This window comes from Mesorhizobium sp. DxT, from assembly GCF_058448885.1.
On sequence record NZ_JBZFLJ010000003.1, the window covers coordinates 164,772 to 180,131 of the forward strand.

Consider the following 15,360-nt stretch of genomic DNA (forward strand, 5'->3'; position numbering starts at 1 on the left):
ATGGCAACGACACTTTCCCTCTCCACGCTCGGCAGCCTGCCAGAAGGCGTCGCGCGCCCGCAATATCAGCGCGAGGCGCTTTCACCGGGCATTCTGCATTTCGGTGTCGGCAATTTTCATCGTGCGCATCAGGTCGCCTATCTGGACGATCTTTTCAACGCCGGACGCGGGCACGACTGGGCGATCGTGGGTGCCGGCGTGCTGGAAGCGGAGCGGACGGGCAGGCAGAAGCTTGCCGCGCAGGATTTCCTGTCGACCCTGGTCGAGCAGGATGCCGGACACATGAGCGCACGGGTAACCGGCGCGATGATCGACTTTGTCGAGCCTGGCGACGCGGTGACGACAATTGAGCGGCTGGCCGACCCGGCGATCCGGATCGTGTCGCTCACCATAACCGAGGGTGGCTACTTCATCGATCCCGCGTCGGGGCGGTTTGACGCGGCTCACCCGGTCATCGTTGCCGATGCGCGCGACATTGCCTCACCGCGTACGGTGTTCGGCATGATCGTTGCCGGCCTGATGAGGAGGCGGGCGGCCGGCCTCGCGCCGTTCACCGTCATGTCGTGCGACAACATCCCGGGCAATGGCCACGTCACCGAAGACGCGGTCGCCGGACTTGCCGCGCTGGTCGATCCGGACTTGGCGCAATGGGTGAAGGAGAACGTTGCATTCCCCAATGCCATGGTCGATCGCATCACGCCGGCCACCAGCGACCGAGAGCGCGAGATCCTCGCGCGCGAATTCGGTGTCACCGACGCCTGGCCCGTTTTCTGCGAACCGTTTCGGCAATGGGTGCTGGAGGACAGGTTTTCGGCCGGCCGGCCTCCGCTGGAAGAGGTCGGCGTGACGCTTGTCGACGATGTCGCGCCGTGGGAACTGATGAAAATCCGCATGCTCAATGGCGGCCATGCGGCAATCGCCTATCCGGCGGCATTGATGGACATTCATTTCGTGCACGAGGCGATGGAGGAACCGCTGATCCGCGGCTTCCTTGAAAAGCTCGAGCGGGAGGAGATCATCCCGGTCGTGCCGCCGGTGCCGGATACCAAGCTCGAGGATTATCTGGCGTTGATAGAGCGGCGTTTCGCCAACCCCAAGATCGGCGACACCATTGCGCGTCTGTGTCAGGATGGTTCGAATCGCCAACCGAAATTCATCCTGCCGTCGGCTGCCGACCGGTTGAAGGCTGGCGGAGGCGTGACCGGCCTGTCCCTGGTCTCGGCGCTGTGGTGCCGCTACTGCACGGGGACCAGTGACTCCGGCCGGACCATCGAGCCGAATGACGCGAGTGCGGAGCGCCTCAAACAGGCGGCCCTTCAGGCCCGGCAGTCGCCGCAGGCCTTTCTGGCGCTTTCCGACATTTTCGGCGATATGAGCAATGTGCCCGCCTTCGCGGACGCTTTTTCCCGCAACCTCAATGCCGTGTGGGAGCAGGGGGCGAGTGGCGCATTGAAATCCTATCTCGCCGGGAAGCTCTGACCGGCCTTGCCGGAGGCGACTGAATATCCATGAAACGCGAGACCGAACTGGTCATCTTCGATTGCGACGGCGTCCTGGTCGACAGCGAGCCGATCTCGATCGCGGTGCTACGCGATGTGATCGCCCGCGCCGGCTGCGACATCGACGAGGCAACCGCCTACCGGCTGTTCCTGGGCCGCTCGATGACGACGATCGGCGAGACGCTGGTGCTGCGCTACGGCCTGCGCTTCACCGAGGAGCACCTTGAAGAGACGCGCCGGCTGATGTCGGCGCGGTTCCGCGCCGAACTCAAGGCGATCCATGGAATACGCGAAACGCTGCTGGCGCTTCCGCACCGGCGTTGCGTGGCTTCTTCCAGTCGGCCGGAGCGCATTCGATTGTCGCTGGAGGTCACGGGCATTCTGGACCTGCTGGAGCCGGCCATCTACAGTGCGACGATGGTCAAGCGCGGAAAGCCTGCTCCGGATCTCTTTTTGCATGCTGCCAGCCAGATGGCGGCAGACCCGGCCGCTTGCATCGTCATCGAGGACAGCCCTGCCGGCATCGAGGCGGCGAAAGCCGCCGGCATGCGGGTCTTTGCCTTTGCTGGTGGCTCCCATGCCGGACCGGGCGGCCTGCGTGAAGCCTTCGAAACGCTCGGGCCCGATCTGGTTTTCGACGATATGCAGCGTCTCCCCGCGCTTCTCGCGCAGGCGTCGCTTCCGTGAGCGAGCCGCTGGTTTGCGCCGTCGATGTCGGAACGGGCAGCGCGCGGGCCGGCGTGCTTGATAGCACCGGGCGGCTGCTCGGGCGCGGCGAGCATCCAATACTGATGAATCGGCCCAGGGCTGACCACGCCGAACACGATTCGGAAGACATCTGGTCGGCGGTGTGTGCGGCAGTGCGCGCCGCATTGTCCGTTTCCGGCGCGGCACCGGAATCGATCGTCGGTATCGGCTTCGATGCCACCTGTTCACTCGTGGCGCGCGACACGGCCGGGCGTCAGTTGACGCTGTCGTCGACCGGTGAGGCAAGGTGGGACACGATCGTCTGGCTCGATCACCGCGCCATCGCGGAAGCCGACGAATGCACCGCCACCGGCCATGCCGTCCTCGACCATGCCGGCGGCGTGATGTCACCGGAAATGCAGGCGCCCAAGCTGATGTGGGTCAAGAAACATCTGCCGGAGAGCTGGCAGGCCGCCGGGCATTTCTTCGACCTCGCGGACTTCCTGACCTACCGCGCCAGCGGATCGCTGGCGCGGTCGCAATGCACGCTGGCCTGCAAATGGACGTTCCTGGCGCATGTCGAGCCGGGCTGGCAGCGCGATTTTTTCGATGCCGTCGGCCTGCCTGAGCTGCCATCGCATGGCGGCTTGCCGGATCGAACGGTCCCCGTAGGAGCCGACCTAGGGCCACTCACGGAAGAGGCAGCCCGCGAACTCGGCCTGACAACAAGCTGCCGGGTCGCGGCCGGCATGATCGACGCTTATGCCGGCGCGCTGGGCGTCATCGGAGGCTTCGCTGCCGATGACGACGAGCTCGAGCGCCACATGGCGCTCATTGCCGGCACGTCGAGCTGTGTCATGGCGATGTCCAGGGATCGCCGGTCCTTCGCAGGGGCGTGGGGGCCCTACTGGGGCGTGACGCTGCCGGATTTCTGGATGATCGAGGGCGGCCAGTCGGCTACGGGCGCCCTGCTCGATCACGTCATCCGCTGGCATGGCGCGGGCGGCGAGCCCGATGCCGCCATGCACCGGCGCATCGGCGAGCGCATTGCCGTGTTGCGGGCCGAGCAGGGAGATGGCTTTGCTGGCCGGCTGCATGTGCTGCCCGATTTCCATGGCAACCGCTCGCCGCTCGCGGACCCGCATGCGGTCGGCGTGATCTCCGGGCTGACGCTGGACTCATCCTTCGACAGCCTCGCGAAGCTCTACTGGCGCACCTGCGTGGCGATCGCGCTCGGCGTCCGTCACATCCTCGATACCCTGAATGACGGCGGCTTCGTCATCGACACGCTGCATGTCACCGGCGGACATACGCGCAACCCGATCCTGATGGAGCTTTATTCGGATGCCACCGGCTGCCGCGTCGTCGAGCCCCTTGGCGACGATGCCGTGCTCACCGGTTCCGGCATGGCAGCGGCCGCCGCCGCCGGGCTCTACCCCTCGCTCGCGCAGGCCTGCGCCGGCATGCGGCAGCAAGGTCGCGAGCGCCGGCCCAACGCCGCCGCGCACGCCCGCTTCGACCGCGACTACCGGGTGTTCCTCGAAATGCACCGGCAGAGGAAGGCGCTGGAGCGGATGGAGTGAGCCTCAGAAAGCCTTGAAGGTCAGCGTGGTCAGCGAGCGGACGATACCGGGTACGTTGGCGACGTTGTCGTTTATGAACTTGCCGATATCCACGCTCTCATCGATGTAGATCTTCATCAGCAGGTCGTAGTCGCCGCTGGTCGAATAAAGCTCGGACGCGACCTCGCGCTTGAACAATTCGTCGGCGACCTCGTAGGTCCTGCCCGGCGAAACCTGAAGCTGTACGAAAACCGCTCTCATCAAAATAACTCCGCACCCATCTTTCAACCAGACTCGTGTGTGGCAGTCAGCCTGTCAACAGCGTTCGCGTCAGCGCATGGTCCGGGTCGGCCAGCCCGTCGATGACGTTGAAATGATGCCGGTCGGGCTCCTCCACCGTCAGCGTTTCCGCGCCGAGGCCAGTCCATGCATTGGCGAGCAGCGCATTCTGCCGCACGAATTCGGAGCGCTCGGCCGCGCCCACCCAGCAGGCGATCCGCGCCCCTGTCATCGGCTCCAGCAGCGCCGGGCTTTCGTCGTCCGCTTCCGCCCGATCGATCTTCAGCGTCTCGTTCATGGCCGTTGCCATCATCGGTCTGAGATCGTGCACGCCGGAGATCGAAACGGTGTTGGCTATGCGCGACCGCACGGCATCCGGCAGCGGCGAGTTGGCGCAGATCATCCGGCTGACGAGATGGCCGCCGGCGGAATGGCCGGTGAGGTGGATCGGACCGGCCACCATGCCGGCCGCGGCCTCGACGGCCGAGCCGATCTCCCTGACGATGCCGGCGATGCGGATGTCCGGGCAGAGCGTATAGGAGGGCATGGCGACGGCGTGGCCATGCGCAAGCGGGCCTGCGGCCAGATGCGACCAGAAGCTCCTGTCGAGCCGCAGCCAGAAACCACCATGGACGAAAACGACGAGACCTTTGGCCTCGCCCTGCGGCAGGAACAGGTCGAACCGGTTGCGGGGCGCATCGCCATAGGCAATCCCCAGTCGAGCGCGCCCGTCCGTGGCAAGCCGGTCGCGGAACGCCTTTGCCGGCTCGACCCAGGCCTGCGGCCAGCGATCGCCCTGCGGGATATTGGCGCCATTGGCGTATGCGTCGTCCCAGTCCGTGATGCGGTGATAGATCATGTGGTTCACGCTCTCCCTGCGCCATTCCTTCGCCTGCCGGCTTCATACTGTCCAGTGCGCAAAATATTTCAACCTTGAAATTTTAGGCTTGAAGCATGCCGGGATCGGTGCCATGTTCCCTGAAAATAAAAGAACGGGGAACGTGACGGATGAAGGTTGCAGTGCTCGGCGGTGGCCCCGCCGGCCTATACTTTGCCATCTCGATGAAGCTGCGCGACGCCGCGCACGACGTCACCGTGTTCGAGCGCAACCGGGCTGACGACACCTTTGGCTGGGGCGTCGTTCTGTCGGACGAGACGCTCGACAACCTCGCCGCCAACGACCCCAAGAGCGCTGCCGCGATCCGCGAACATTTCGCCTACTGGGACGACATCGCCGTCATTCACAAGGGTGTACGGACGCTGTCCACCGGACACGGTTTCTGCGGCATTGGCCGGATGCGGCTGCTTCTGCTCCTGCAGGAGCGTGCGCGCGAGCTCGGCGTCGATCTCCGTTTCGAGACGGAAGTGGGCGACCGCGCGGCGCTGATGGCCGACTACGATCTGGTGATCGCCGCGGACGGGCTCAACTCGAAGACGCGAACTGAGTTCGCCAAGCATTTCCGGCCGGATATCGACACGCGCAAGTGCAAGTTCGTCTGGCTAGGCACGAAGCAGAAATTCGACGACGCCTTTACCTTTATCTTCGAGAAGACAAAGCATGGCTGGGTGTGGGCGCATGCCTACCAGTTCGATCCGGACACCGCGACCTTCATCGTCGAATGCTCGCAGGAGACGTGGGAGAAGTTCGCCTTCGGCGACATGAGCCAGCAGGAGTCGATCGCCGTCTGCGAGGAGATTTTCAGGGATCACCTCGACGGTCACGCGCTGATGACCAACGCCAACCACATTCGCGGGTCAGCCTGGATCAGTTTCCCGCGCGTGCTGTGCGAGCGCTGGTCGTATCGCAACCTCGCGCTGATGGGTGATGCGGCTGCGACCGCGCACTTCTCGATCGGTTCCGGTACCAAGCTTGCGCTGGAGTCTGCCATCGCCATGGCCGACTATCTCCACTCAGAGCCGACGCTCGAAGCCGCCTTCGCCAAATACGAGGAGGCGCGCCGGCTGGAAGTGCTGCGGCTGCAATCGGCGGCGCGCAACTCGATGGAGTGGTTCGAGGAGGTCGAGCGCTATCTCGATCTCGACCCCGTCCAGTTCAACTATTCGCTGCTGACGCGCTCGCAGCGCATCAGCCACGAAAACCTGCGGCTGCGTGACGCCGAATGGCTGGGCAGCGCCGAGGCGTGGTTCCAGCGGCAGGCGGGCGCCGCCGCCAACGAGAACCGCGCGCCGATGTTCGCGCCCTACAGGCTGCGCGGCATGGAGTTGCAGAACCGCATCGTCGTGTCGCCGATGGCGCAATACAAGGCCGTCGACGGCTGCCCCACGGACTGGCATTTCGTCCATTATTGCGAGCGCGCCAAGGGTGGCGCTGGGCTGGTCTATATCGAAATGACCTGCGTCTCGCCGGAAGGACGCATCACCCCCGGTTGCCCCGGCTTCTACGCGCCGGAGCACGAGGCTGCGTGGAAACGCATCGTCGATTTCGTGCATGCCGAGACGCAGGCGAAGATCTGCGCCCAAATCGGCCATTCGGGCGCCAAGGGCTCGACCCAGCTCGGCTGGGAGGAGATGGACGCACCGCTGAAGCAAGACAACTGGCCGCTGCTCGCCGCATCGGCCGTGCCATGGTCGCCGCAAAACCAGACGCCCAAGGCGATGGACCGCGCCGACATGGATGTGGTGCGAGACCAGTTCGTGACTGCCGCCGAAATGGCGGAGCGCTGCGGCTTCGACATGCTCGAACTGCATATGGCCCATGGCTATCTGCTGTCTTCCTTCATCTCGCCGCTGACCAACCATCGCGACGACGAATATGGCGGCAGCCTCGAAAACCGCATGCGCTATCCGCTCGAGGTTTTCCACGCGGTGCGTGCAGTGTGGCCTGAAGATAAGCCGATTTCCGTGCGCATCTCGGCCAATGACTGGGTCGGCGACGATGGCATCACGCCGGCCGAGGCGGTGGAGATCGCGCGGCTGCTGCAGGCTGCCGGCGTCGACATCTGCGACGTCTCTGCGGGCCAGACGTCGATCCGCGCCAGGCCCGTTTATGGCCGCATGTTCCAGACGCCATTCTCGGATCGCATTCGCAACGAGACGGGCATGGCGACGATGGCGGTCGGCAACATCTACGAGCCCGATCACGTCAACTCGATCCTGATGGCGGGCCGCGCCGACTTGGTGTGCCTGGCACGGCCGCATCTGGCCGACCCGTACTGGACGCTTCACGCCGCAGCCCAACTGGGCGACCGTGGCGTGGTGTGGCCCGACCCCTACCTGCCGGGCCGCGACCAGCTCTATCGCCTTGCCGAACGGCAGGAACAAATGACGGGGAAAGTGTGATGGCGACGGCATGGAAGCACGCGCTCGTCACCGGTGGCTCGTCGGGCATCGGTCGCGCGATCGCGTTGTCGCTGGCTGGGGCGGGCGTCGCCGTGACCATCTGCGGGCGCCGCGAAAGCGAGCTGACCAAGGTCGCCGACAAGGCAGACAACATCCACGCGATTGTCGCCGACGTGACTGACGAGGATTCGGTCCGGGCGCTCTATGCGCAGGCGGAAGCCGCACGCGGTCCCTTCGACATCGTCGTGGCCAATGCCGGCATTGCCTCCAGCGCGCCCGCGCATCGCACGACGCTCGAGGACTGGAACCGCATCGTCAACGTCAATCTCACCGGCGCATTCCTGACCGTGCGCCCGGCGCTCGCCGGTATGGCCGAGCGGGCGCGCGGCCGTATCGTCTTCATCGCGTCGGTCGCCGGCCTGCGCGGCTCTGCCTATGTTGCGCCCTATGTGGCCTCCAAGCACGGCGTGGTCGGCCTCACCCGCGCGCTTGCCGCCGAACTGCTCAAGACCGGCGTCACCGTCAACGCCATCTGCCCCGGCTACGTCGAGACCGAAATGCTGGAGCAGTCGATCCATCGCGTCATGGAAAAGACTGGCCGCAGCGAGGAAGAGGCGCGGCGCGGCTTTGCCGAGATCAATCCCAACCACCGGCTGATTAAGCCGGAGGAAGTGGCCGCCGCCGCCATGTGGCTCGTCAGCGATGCGGCGATCTCGGTCACCGGCCAGGCCATTCCGATCTCCGGAGGCGGGTGACGATGGACGCATCCGCCGAGACGCTGGAAAAGCCCGCCACCAACAAGGAGCGGCTGCGCCTGTGGATCAGGCTGCTGCGCGCCGCGCGGGTGGTCGAGGGCGAGCTGCGTGAGCGGCTGAAGCGCGAGTTCGACACGACCCTGCCGCGTTTCGACGTGATGTCGGCGCTGTATCGTCAGCCCGAAGGCATGCTGATGAGCGACCTGTCGCGGTTTCTGCTGGTTTCGAACGGCAACGTGACCGGCATCGTCGACCGGCTGGTGACCGACGGTTTCGTCGTGCGCGCCAACCGCGACGGCGACCGGCGCACATCGATCGCGAGGCTCACGGAAGCTGGCTCGGCGCGGTTTGCGGCGATGGCTGAGGCCCACGAGATATGGATCGCCGAGCTTCTGGGCGAGGTGAGCGAGGAGGATGCGCGGCGGCTTTCGGTCATGCTGAAAGCCTTCCGCAGCAATTGGGAGAACGAACATTGAGTGAGATGGCGGGCCTCAAGCCGAAGCATTTTCTCTGGAGCGTCGAGAACCGGGTCGCAACCGTGCGGCTCGACAGGCCCGAGCGTAAGAACCCGCTGACTTTCGAAAGTTATGCTGAGCTTCGCGACACTTTCCGCGACCTCGTCTATGCCGACGATGTCGATGTCGTCTGTTTTCTCCCCAATGGCGGCAATTTCTGCTCGGGCGGCGATGTGCACGACATCATCGGCCCGCTGGTCGACATGGACATGAAGGGCCTGCTCGCCTTCACGCGCATGACCGGCGACCTCGTCAAGGCGATGATCAATTGCGGCAAGCCGATTGTCTCGGGCGTCGACGGTGTTGCGGTGGGTGCTGGCGCCATCATCACCATGGCCTCCGACATCAGGCTGGCGACGCCGGAGGCGAAGACCGCCTTCTTATTCACCCGCGTAGGCCTCGCGGGCTGCGACATGGGCGCCTGCGCCATGCTCCCGCGCATCATCGGCCAGGGCCGCGCTGCCGAACTGCTTTATACCGGCCGCACGATGAGCGCTGCCGAAGGCGAGCGCTGGGGCTATTACAACCGGCTCGTCGCCGCCGCCGATCTGGAAGCCGAGGCGCTCAAGCTTGCCGGCCAACTGGCCGCGGGCCCGACCTTCGCGCATGGCATCACCAAGACCCAGCTCAACCAGGAATGGTCGATGGGACTGGACCAGGCGATCGAGGCGGAAGCGCAGGCGCAGGCAATCTGCATGCAGACGCGCGACTTCGAACGGGCGTATCGGGCGTTCGTGGCGAAGGAACGCCCGGTGTTCGAGGGGGATTGATGGCCGACCGTTCCTTCCTGTCCTGGCCCTTCTTCGAGGACCGCCATCGCGAGCATGCAGAACGGCTGGAAGCGTGGTGCACGGCCAACCTGCCGGTCGACCATTCGGATGTCGACGCGGCCTGCCGGCGGCTCGTTGCAGCACTTGGCGACGCCGGCTTTCTCACGCCGAGCGCGATCGATCCCGCCGACCCGCAGCCGCTCGATGTGCGTACGCTCTGCATCACCCGAGAGACGCTTGCCCGGCATGACGGCCTCGCCGATTTCGCCTTCGCCATGCAGGGGCTCGGCACCGGTGCAATCAGCCTGTTTGGCACGCCGGAGCAGCGCCAATGGCTGGAGAAGACCCGCGCGGGGAAGGCCATCTCCGCCTTTGCCCTGTCCGAACCGCGCTCCGGATCCGACGTCGCCAATATGGAGATGGCGGCGACGCGGGACGGCGGCGATTACGTGCTCTCCGGCGAGAAGACCTGGATTTCCAACGGCGGCATTGCCGATCTCTATTGTGTCTTCGCCCGTACCGGCGAAGCGCCGGGCGCGAAGGGCATCTCCGCTTTTGTAGTCCCTGCCGATACGCCCGGCCTGATTGTTGCCGAGCGGCTTGAGGTGATCGCGCCGCACCCGCTGGCGCGTCTGTCTTTCGATGACGTGCGGGTCCCCGCATCGGCGATGATCGGAAAGCCGGGGGAAGGCTTCAGGATCGCCATGTCGGTGCTGGATGTCTTCCGCTCGACCGTCGGGGCCGCGGCGCTGGGCTTTGCCCGCCGTGCGCTTCATGAAACGGTTAGTCGCGTCGGCAACCGCGAGCTCTTCGGCGCGCCGCTCTTCGACCTCCAAATGGTGCAGGGTCATGTCGCCGACATGGCGCTCGATGTCGATGCGGCCGCGCTGCTCGTCTATCGCGCCGCATGGACCAAGGATGCGGGTGCTGCCCGTGTCACGCGCGAGGCGGCGATGGCCAAGCTCTATGCCACCGACCGCGCGCAGGCCGTGATCGATAAGGCGGTGCAGCTACATGGGGGCGACGGTGTGCGCAGGGGGCACATCGTCGAGAGCCTCTACCGGGAAATCCGCGCATTGCGCATCTATGAGGGCGCATCAGACGTCCAGAAGGTGGTGATCGCGCGGCAGACAATGGGAGCAGCGTCATGAGCCTCGGGCCCAGCGGGCACGTCGATACATTCAGTCGCGACAACCTTCCGCCCTTTGACCAGTGGCCGGATTTGCCGCAGCAGGGTTTCGACTATCCGGATTACCTCAACTGCGCGGTCGAGCTCACCGACCGCCTGGTCGAGAAGGGGTACGGGGACCGCACGGCCCTGATCGGCAACGGCCGGCGCCGGACCTACAAGGAGCTTTCGGACTGGACGAACAGGCTGGCGCGCGCGCTCGTTGAGAATTACGGCGTCAAGCCAGGCCACCGTATCCTGATCCGTTCGCCCAACAATCCTGCGATGGTCGCCTGCTGGCTGGCAGCGACCAAGGCCGGCGCGGTCGTCGTCAACACCATGCCGATGCTGCGCGCCGGCGAACTCGCCAAGATCGTCGACAAGGCGGAGATCGCACTCGCGCTCTGCGACACGCGCATCAAGGACGAGCTTGTCGCCTGCGCAAAGGACAGCCGTTTCCTCAAGCAGGTTGTCGGCTTCGACGGCACTGCAAACCACGATGCGGAACTCGACCGCGCCGCGCTCGACAAGCCGGTTACCTTCGAGGCGGTGAAAACCGGTCGCGACGACGTTGCGTTGCTCGGTTTCACGTCGGGCACTACGGGCGTGCCCAAGGCGACGATGCATTTCCATCGCGACATTCTCATCATCGCCGATGCCTACGCCCGCGAAGTGCTGAACGTGACGCCGGACGACGTGTTCGTCGGTTCGCCGCCGCTGGCCTTTACCTTCGGGCTTGGCGGGCTGGCGGTTTTTCCGCTGCGGTTCGGGGCTGCCGCGACGCTGCTCGAAAGCGCGACGCCGCCGAACATGGTCGAGATCATCGAGACCTACAAGGCGACGATCTCGTTCACCGCACCGACCGCCTATCGCGCGATGATGAAGGCGATGGACGAGGGCGCGGATCTGTCGTCGCTGCGCATCGCGGTCTCGGCGGGCGAGACGCTGCCTGCCCCGGTCTATGATGAATGGATTGCCAAGACCGGCAAGCCCATTCTCGACGGCATCGGTGCGACCGAGATGCTGCACATCTTCATTTCCAACCGGCTGGACGATCGCGCACCCGGCGTGACCGGCAGGCCGGTGACCGGCTACGAGGCGAAGATCGTTGACGGTGACATGAAGGAACTGCCACGCGGCACGATCGGCCGCCTGGCCGTTCGCGGCCCGACAGGCTGCCGCTATCTCGCCGACCAGCGCCAGATGGACTATGTGCGGGACGGCTGGAACCTCACCGGCGATTCCTTCCTCCAGGACGAGAACGGCCGCTTCCGGTTCGCAGCGCGCTCCGACGACATGATCCTGTCCGCCGGCTACAACATCGCCGGGCCGGAGGTCGAGGCCGCGCTGCTGGCGCATGCGCTCGTTGCCGAATGCGCCGTTATTGGCGCGCCGGATGAAGAGCGCGGCCAGATCGTCGAAGCTTATGTCGTGCTTGCCGCGGGAACCGTGGCCGATGGCGATACGATCCGCGCGCTGCAGGACCACGTCAAGGCGACGATCGCACCCTACAAATATCCGCGCTCGGTGAAAATCGTGGCAGCACTGCCGAAGACCCAGACCGGCAAGATCCAGCGGTTCCGGCTGCGTGAAGGAGGCGTCGCGTGACCGGCGAAGACGCCAGGACCACGACGCCGGAAGGCGCAGAGACCGACTTCCGCGGCCGGATGTCTTATGCCGACTATCTGCACCTGGACAAAATCCTCGACGCGCAGGAGACCCTCTCCGCCTCGCCCGACGAGTTGCTGTTCATTATCCAGCATCAGACGTCCGAACTGTGGATGAAGCTTGCCATCCACGAGATTTCCTCGGCGATGGAGGCGATCCGGGGTGACGATCTTCAGCCGGCTTTCAAGATGCTGACGCGCGTTGCCCGCATCTTCGAGCAGCTCAACAGCGCATGGGACGTGCTGCGCACGATGACGCCGTCGGAATATACGCGTTTTCGCGGCGATCTTGGCCAGTCGTCGGGGTTCCAGTCCTGGCAATACAGGGCCATTGAATTTCTCGCCGGCAACCGGAATGCGGCGATGCTCAAGCCACACGCGCACGATGCGGCAATCGTCGCGCGGCTGGAAGCGATCCTTGTGCGGCCGAGCCTCTACGACGAGGCGATTGCCTTGCTTGCCCGCAAAGGCTTCAACATTGGCGACGATGCCAAGCGAAAGGACTGGCGCGCCACGCGCCAGCCGGAGGATGCCGTCAAGGCTGCCTGGCAGGCCATCTACCAGGCGCCGGAAACCCATTGGGCGCTTTACGAACTGGCCGAGAAGCTGGTCGATTTCGAGGATTATTTCCGCCGCTGGCGGTTCAATCACGTGACGACGGTGGAACGCATCATCGGCCTCAAGCGAGGCACGGGCGGCACCGCCGGCGTCTCCTATCTCCGGCGCATGCTGGAGGTCGAGCTTTTCCCTGAACTCTGGACCGTGAGGACGGAGCTTTGATGCGGTGGCCGCAAGGCCCAACAAAATGAAGGAGACGGGCTGGCCAACGCCCGCGGATTTTTCCAACGTAGGGAACCCAGAGGGGTTCCAGGTAACAACGGGAGTAGAACTATGAAGAAAGTGATTGCAGCGGGCCTTGCCGCGCTTGCCATGAGTGTGTCGGGCGCGGCCTTCGCCGAGCCGGTCAAGATCGGAATGATCACCACGCTTTCGGGCGGCGGTGCTGGCCTCGGCATCGATGCCCGCGACGGCTTCATGCTCGCGCTCAAGAATGCCGGCGACGCGGCATCCGAGATCGAGGTCGTGACCGAGGATGACGGCCAGAAGCCCGAGCTCGCCGTGCAGATCGCCGACAAGATGATCCAGTCGGACCAGGTCGACATTCTGACCGGCATCATCTGGTCGAACCTTGCCATGGCCGTCGTGCCGAGCGCCGTGGCGCAGGGCAAGTTCTACCTCTCTGTCAACGCGGGGCCCTCGCCGCTTGCCGGGTCGCAGTGCAACGAGAACTATTTCAACGTCGCCTACCAGAACGACAATTTCCACGAGGCGATGGGCCAGTACGCAAACCAGGACTACAAGAAGACCTTTATCCTTGCGCCGAACTATCCGGCCGGTACCGACGCGCTGACCGGCTTCAAGCGCTTCTACAAGGGTGAGTTGACGGGCGAGGTCTACACCCAGCTCGGTCAGACCGACTACGCAGCCGAGATCGCGCAGATCCGCGCTTCCGGCGCCGACTCCGTCTTCATGTTCCTTCCAGGCGGCATGGGCATCGCCTTTACCAAGCAGTACGCGCAGTCGGGCGTCGACATCCCGCTGATGGGTCCCGGCTTCTCGTTCAGCCAGGATGTGCTGGGCGCGATCGGTGACGCGGCCCTCGGCGTCAAGAACTCCGGTTCTTGGGCGAAGGATCTCGACAACGAGACGAATGCGAAGTTCGTCGAAACCTTCCAGGCCGAATACGGCCGCCTGCCTTCCGTCTACGCCGCACAGGCATACGACACGGCGAACCTTATCGTCGCTGCGGCCGGAAAGGCGAGCGTCAAGGATGCGGATGCATTCCGGGCCGCGCTGAAGGAAGCCGACTTCGACAGCGTCCGTGGCAAGTTCTCCTTCAACACCAACAACCATCCGATACAGGACATCTACGTTCGCGAAGTTATCAAGGAAGGTGACGTGCTGACGAACAAGATCGTCTCCACTGCCTTCACCGATCACAAGGACGCCTACGCTGCCGAGTGCTCGTTGCAGTAGGTCCATCGCTTAGCGGCAGGCTTCCTTCTCCCCGCCTGCGGGGAGAAGGTGCCGGCAGGCGGATGAGGGGCAGGGACTTGTTGAGACCATCGTGCCGCCCCTCCTTCAACCCTCTCTCCATGAACGGGGAAAGGGGACAACAATGCCGCACCCATCATACAGCTAAGCAACAGGCCTGACCCGGACATTCCACCCGTGCAAACCGCTCTCTTCATCGAACAGATTCTCAACGGGCTGCAGCTCGGCGTGATGCTGTTCCTCATGGCCGCCGGGCTGACGCTGATCTTCGGCGTCATGGGGCTGATCAACCTTGCCCACGGGTCGCTCTATATGGTCGGTGCGTTCGCCTGTGCCGCGGTCGCGGCCGCGACCGGCTCGTTCTGGCTGGGGCTCGCGGCCAGCCTCGCCGCGGCTGCCGCTGCTGGCGCGCTGGTCGAAATCCTCGTCATCAGGCGTCTTTACGAGCGCGACCATCTCGACCAGGTTCTGGCGACCTTTGCCCTGATCCTGATTTTCTCGGAAGGGACGCGCTGGCTCTTCGGTTCCTTTCCGCTCTATCTGGACATCCCGCCGCTGTTGCAGGGAACCGTCCCGATTCCCGGCGGCTCGCGCTATCAGCTCTACCGGCTGGCGATCATCGGCGTCGGCGTCGCGGTCGCGGTCGGCCTGTTCCTCCTGATCTCGCGTACCCGGCTCGGGATGCGCATCCGTGCCGGCGAGTCCGACCGCGAGATGATCGGGGCGCTGGGTGTCGACATCCGCACGCTCTATACGGTTGTGTTCGCGCTGGGCGCAGCACTTGCCGGGCTTGCCGGCGCAATGGTCGGCGCGCTGCAATCCGTGCAGGTCGGCATGGGCGAGCCGGTGCTCATCCTCGCTTTCGTGGTGATCGTGATCGGCGGCATCGGCTCGATCAAGGGCGCGCTCGTCGGCGCGTTGCTGGTCGGGCTTACCGATACGATGGGGCGCATCCTGCTGCCGCAGCTTTTCGGTGTGTTCATGGACCCGTCGCGGGCCGGCCTCGTCGGCGGCGCGGTCGCATCGATGCTGATCTACATCGTCATGGCCGTCATTCTTGCGGTGCGCCCGCAGGGCCTCTTTGCGGCGAAGGGGTAAGGCGA

General features: G+C 64.8%; 14 protein-coding genes. 12 read left to right on the plus strand and 2 right to left on the minus strand.

Annotation, left to right across the window (positions count from 1 at the left end; genetic code table 11):
- Genes ACVJNE_RS07950 through ACVJNE_RS07960 form a run of 3 tightly spaced genes read left to right on the plus strand, consistent with a single transcriptional unit; the run spans position 1 to position 3,769 of the window.
- On the plus strand, positions 1 to 1,479 hold the full coding sequence (locus ACVJNE_RS07950) for a mannitol dehydrogenase family protein (RefSeq protein ID WP_499564477.1): 1,479 nt from the start codon (positions 1 to 3) through the stop codon (positions 1,477 to 1,479).
- A 29-nt stretch (positions 1,480 to 1,508) separates the two neighbouring features.
- A complete protein-coding gene (locus tag ACVJNE_RS07955; protein WP_499564479.1) occupies positions 1,509 to 2,186 on the plus strand; it encodes an HAD family hydrolase in 678 nt (225 codons plus the stop codon).
- Positions 2,183 to 3,769 (plus strand): FGGY-family carbohydrate kinase, encoded by a 1,587-nt coding sequence (locus tag ACVJNE_RS07960; RefSeq protein ID WP_499564482.1) that lies wholly within the window; start codon positions 2,183 to 2,185, stop codon positions 3,767 to 3,769. Before ACVJNE_RS07955 ends, ACVJNE_RS07960 begins: the two co-directional genes overlap by 4 nt.
- A gap of 3 nt (positions 3,770 to 3,772) precedes the next feature.
- On the opposite strand, the gene ACVJNE_RS07965 is transcribed toward ACVJNE_RS07960, so the two are convergent.
- Both ACVJNE_RS07965 and ACVJNE_RS07970 read right to left on the minus strand, forming a co-directional pair.
- Positions 3,773 to 4,009 (minus strand): Lrp/AsnC ligand binding domain-containing protein, encoded by a 237-nt coding sequence (locus tag ACVJNE_RS07965; RefSeq protein ID WP_499564484.1) that lies wholly within the window; start codon positions 4,007 to 4,009, stop codon positions 3,773 to 3,775.
- Between the two features lie 46 nt (positions 4,010 to 4,055).
- Positions 4,056 to 4,886 (minus strand): hormone-sensitive lipase, encoded by an 831-nt coding sequence (locus tag ACVJNE_RS07970; RefSeq protein ID WP_499564915.1) that lies wholly within the window; start codon positions 4,884 to 4,886, stop codon positions 4,056 to 4,058.
- A gap of 149 nt (positions 4,887 to 5,035) precedes the next feature.
- On the opposite strand from ACVJNE_RS07970, the gene ACVJNE_RS07975 reads away from it, so the two are divergent.
- From ACVJNE_RS07975 to ACVJNE_RS08015, 9 genes are all read left to right on the plus strand, one after another.
- Positions 5,036 to 7,327: a bifunctional salicylyl-CoA 5-hydroxylase/oxidoreductase gene (locus ACVJNE_RS07975; RefSeq protein ID WP_499564486.1), complete on the plus strand. Its 2,292-nt coding sequence runs from the start codon at positions 5,036 to 5,038 to the stop codon at positions 7,325 to 7,327.
- A complete protein-coding gene (locus tag ACVJNE_RS07980; protein WP_499564488.1) occupies positions 7,327 to 8,082 on the plus strand; it encodes an SDR family NAD(P)-dependent oxidoreductase in 756 nt (251 codons plus the stop codon). Before ACVJNE_RS07975 ends, ACVJNE_RS07980 begins: the two co-directional genes overlap by 1 nt.
- A 2-nt stretch (positions 8,083 to 8,084) precedes the next feature.
- Positions 8,085 to 8,558 carry a MarR family winged helix-turn-helix transcriptional regulator gene (locus tag ACVJNE_RS07985; protein WP_499564490.1) on the plus strand — a complete coding sequence of 158 codons (474 nt, stop codon included), beginning with the start codon at positions 8,085 to 8,087 and terminating at the stop codon, positions 8,556 to 8,558.
- Entirely contained in the window at positions 8,555 to 9,367 is an 813-nt protein-coding gene (locus tag ACVJNE_RS07990; RefSeq protein ID WP_499564492.1) for an enoyl-CoA hydratase family protein, read from the plus strand. Before ACVJNE_RS07985 ends, ACVJNE_RS07990 begins: the two co-directional genes overlap by 4 nt.
- Positions 9,367 to 10,518 carry an acyl-CoA dehydrogenase family protein gene (locus tag ACVJNE_RS07995; RefSeq protein ID WP_499564494.1) on the plus strand — a complete coding sequence of 384 codons (1,152 nt, stop codon included), beginning with the start codon at positions 9,367 to 9,369 and terminating at the stop codon, positions 10,516 to 10,518. Before ACVJNE_RS07990 ends, ACVJNE_RS07995 begins: the two co-directional genes overlap by 1 nt.
- On the plus strand, positions 10,515 to 12,143 hold the full coding sequence (locus tag ACVJNE_RS08000; protein WP_499564496.1) for an AMP-binding protein: 1,629 nt from the start codon (positions 10,515 to 10,517) through the stop codon (positions 12,141 to 12,143). Before ACVJNE_RS07995 ends, ACVJNE_RS08000 begins: the two co-directional genes overlap by 4 nt.
- A gap of 59 nt (positions 12,144 to 12,202) precedes the next feature.
- A complete protein-coding gene (kynA, locus tag ACVJNE_RS08005) occupies positions 12,203 to 12,982 on the plus strand; it encodes a tryptophan 2,3-dioxygenase (RefSeq protein ID WP_499564917.1) in 780 nt (259 codons plus the stop codon).
- Positions 12,983 to 13,093: 111 nt separating this feature from the next.
- The gene (locus tag ACVJNE_RS08010; protein ID WP_499564497.1) at positions 13,094 to 14,239 is read left to right on the plus strand and encodes an ABC transporter substrate-binding protein; all 1,146 of its coding nucleotides are present in this window, start codon (positions 13,094 to 13,096) and stop codon (positions 14,237 to 14,239) included.
- A gap of 195 nt (positions 14,240 to 14,434) precedes the next feature.
- Positions 14,435 to 15,355, plus strand: coding sequence for a branched-chain amino acid ABC transporter permease (locus ACVJNE_RS08015; RefSeq protein WP_444726995.1), 921 nt, complete (start codon positions 14,435 to 14,437; stop codon positions 15,353 to 15,355).
- The last annotated feature ends 5 nt before the right edge of the window (positions 15,356 to 15,360 follow it).

Coding starts and splice junctions, on each gene's coding strand:
- ACVJNE_RS07950 (WP_499564477.1), top strand. CDS start 1: ATGGCAACGACACTTTCCCTCTCCACGCTCGGCAGCCTGCCAGAAGGC.
- ACVJNE_RS07955 (WP_499564479.1), top strand. CDS start 1,509: ATGAAACGCGAGACCGAACTGGTCATCTTCGATTGCGACGGCGTCCTG.
- ACVJNE_RS07965 (WP_499564484.1), bottom strand. CDS start 4,009: ATGAGAGCGGTTTTCGTACAGCTTCAGGTTTCGCCGGGCAGGACCTAC.
- ACVJNE_RS07970 (WP_499564915.1), bottom strand. CDS start 4,886: ATGATCTATCACCGCATCACGGACTGGGACGACGCATACGCCAATGGC.
- ACVJNE_RS07975 (WP_499564486.1), top strand. CDS start 5,036: ATGAAGGTTGCAGTGCTCGGCGGTGGCCCCGCCGGCCTATACTTTGCC.
- ACVJNE_RS07980 (WP_499564488.1), top strand. CDS start 7,327: ATGGCGACGGCATGGAAGCACGCGCTCGTCACCGGTGGCTCGTCGGGC.
- ACVJNE_RS07985 (WP_499564490.1), top strand. CDS start 8,085: ATGGACGCATCCGCCGAGACGCTGGAAAAGCCCGCCACCAACAAGGAG.
- ACVJNE_RS07995 (WP_499564494.1), top strand. CDS start 9,367: ATGGCCGACCGTTCCTTCCTGTCCTGGCCCTTCTTCGAGGACCGCCAT.
- ACVJNE_RS08000 (WP_499564496.1), top strand. CDS start 10,515: ATGAGCCTCGGGCCCAGCGGGCACGTCGATACATTCAGTCGCGACAAC.
- kynA (WP_499564917.1), top strand. CDS start 12,203: ATGTCTTATGCCGACTATCTGCACCTGGACAAAATCCTCGACGCGCAG.
- ACVJNE_RS08010 (WP_499564497.1), top strand. CDS start 13,094: ATGAAGAAAGTGATTGCAGCGGGCCTTGCCGCGCTTGCCATGAGTGTG.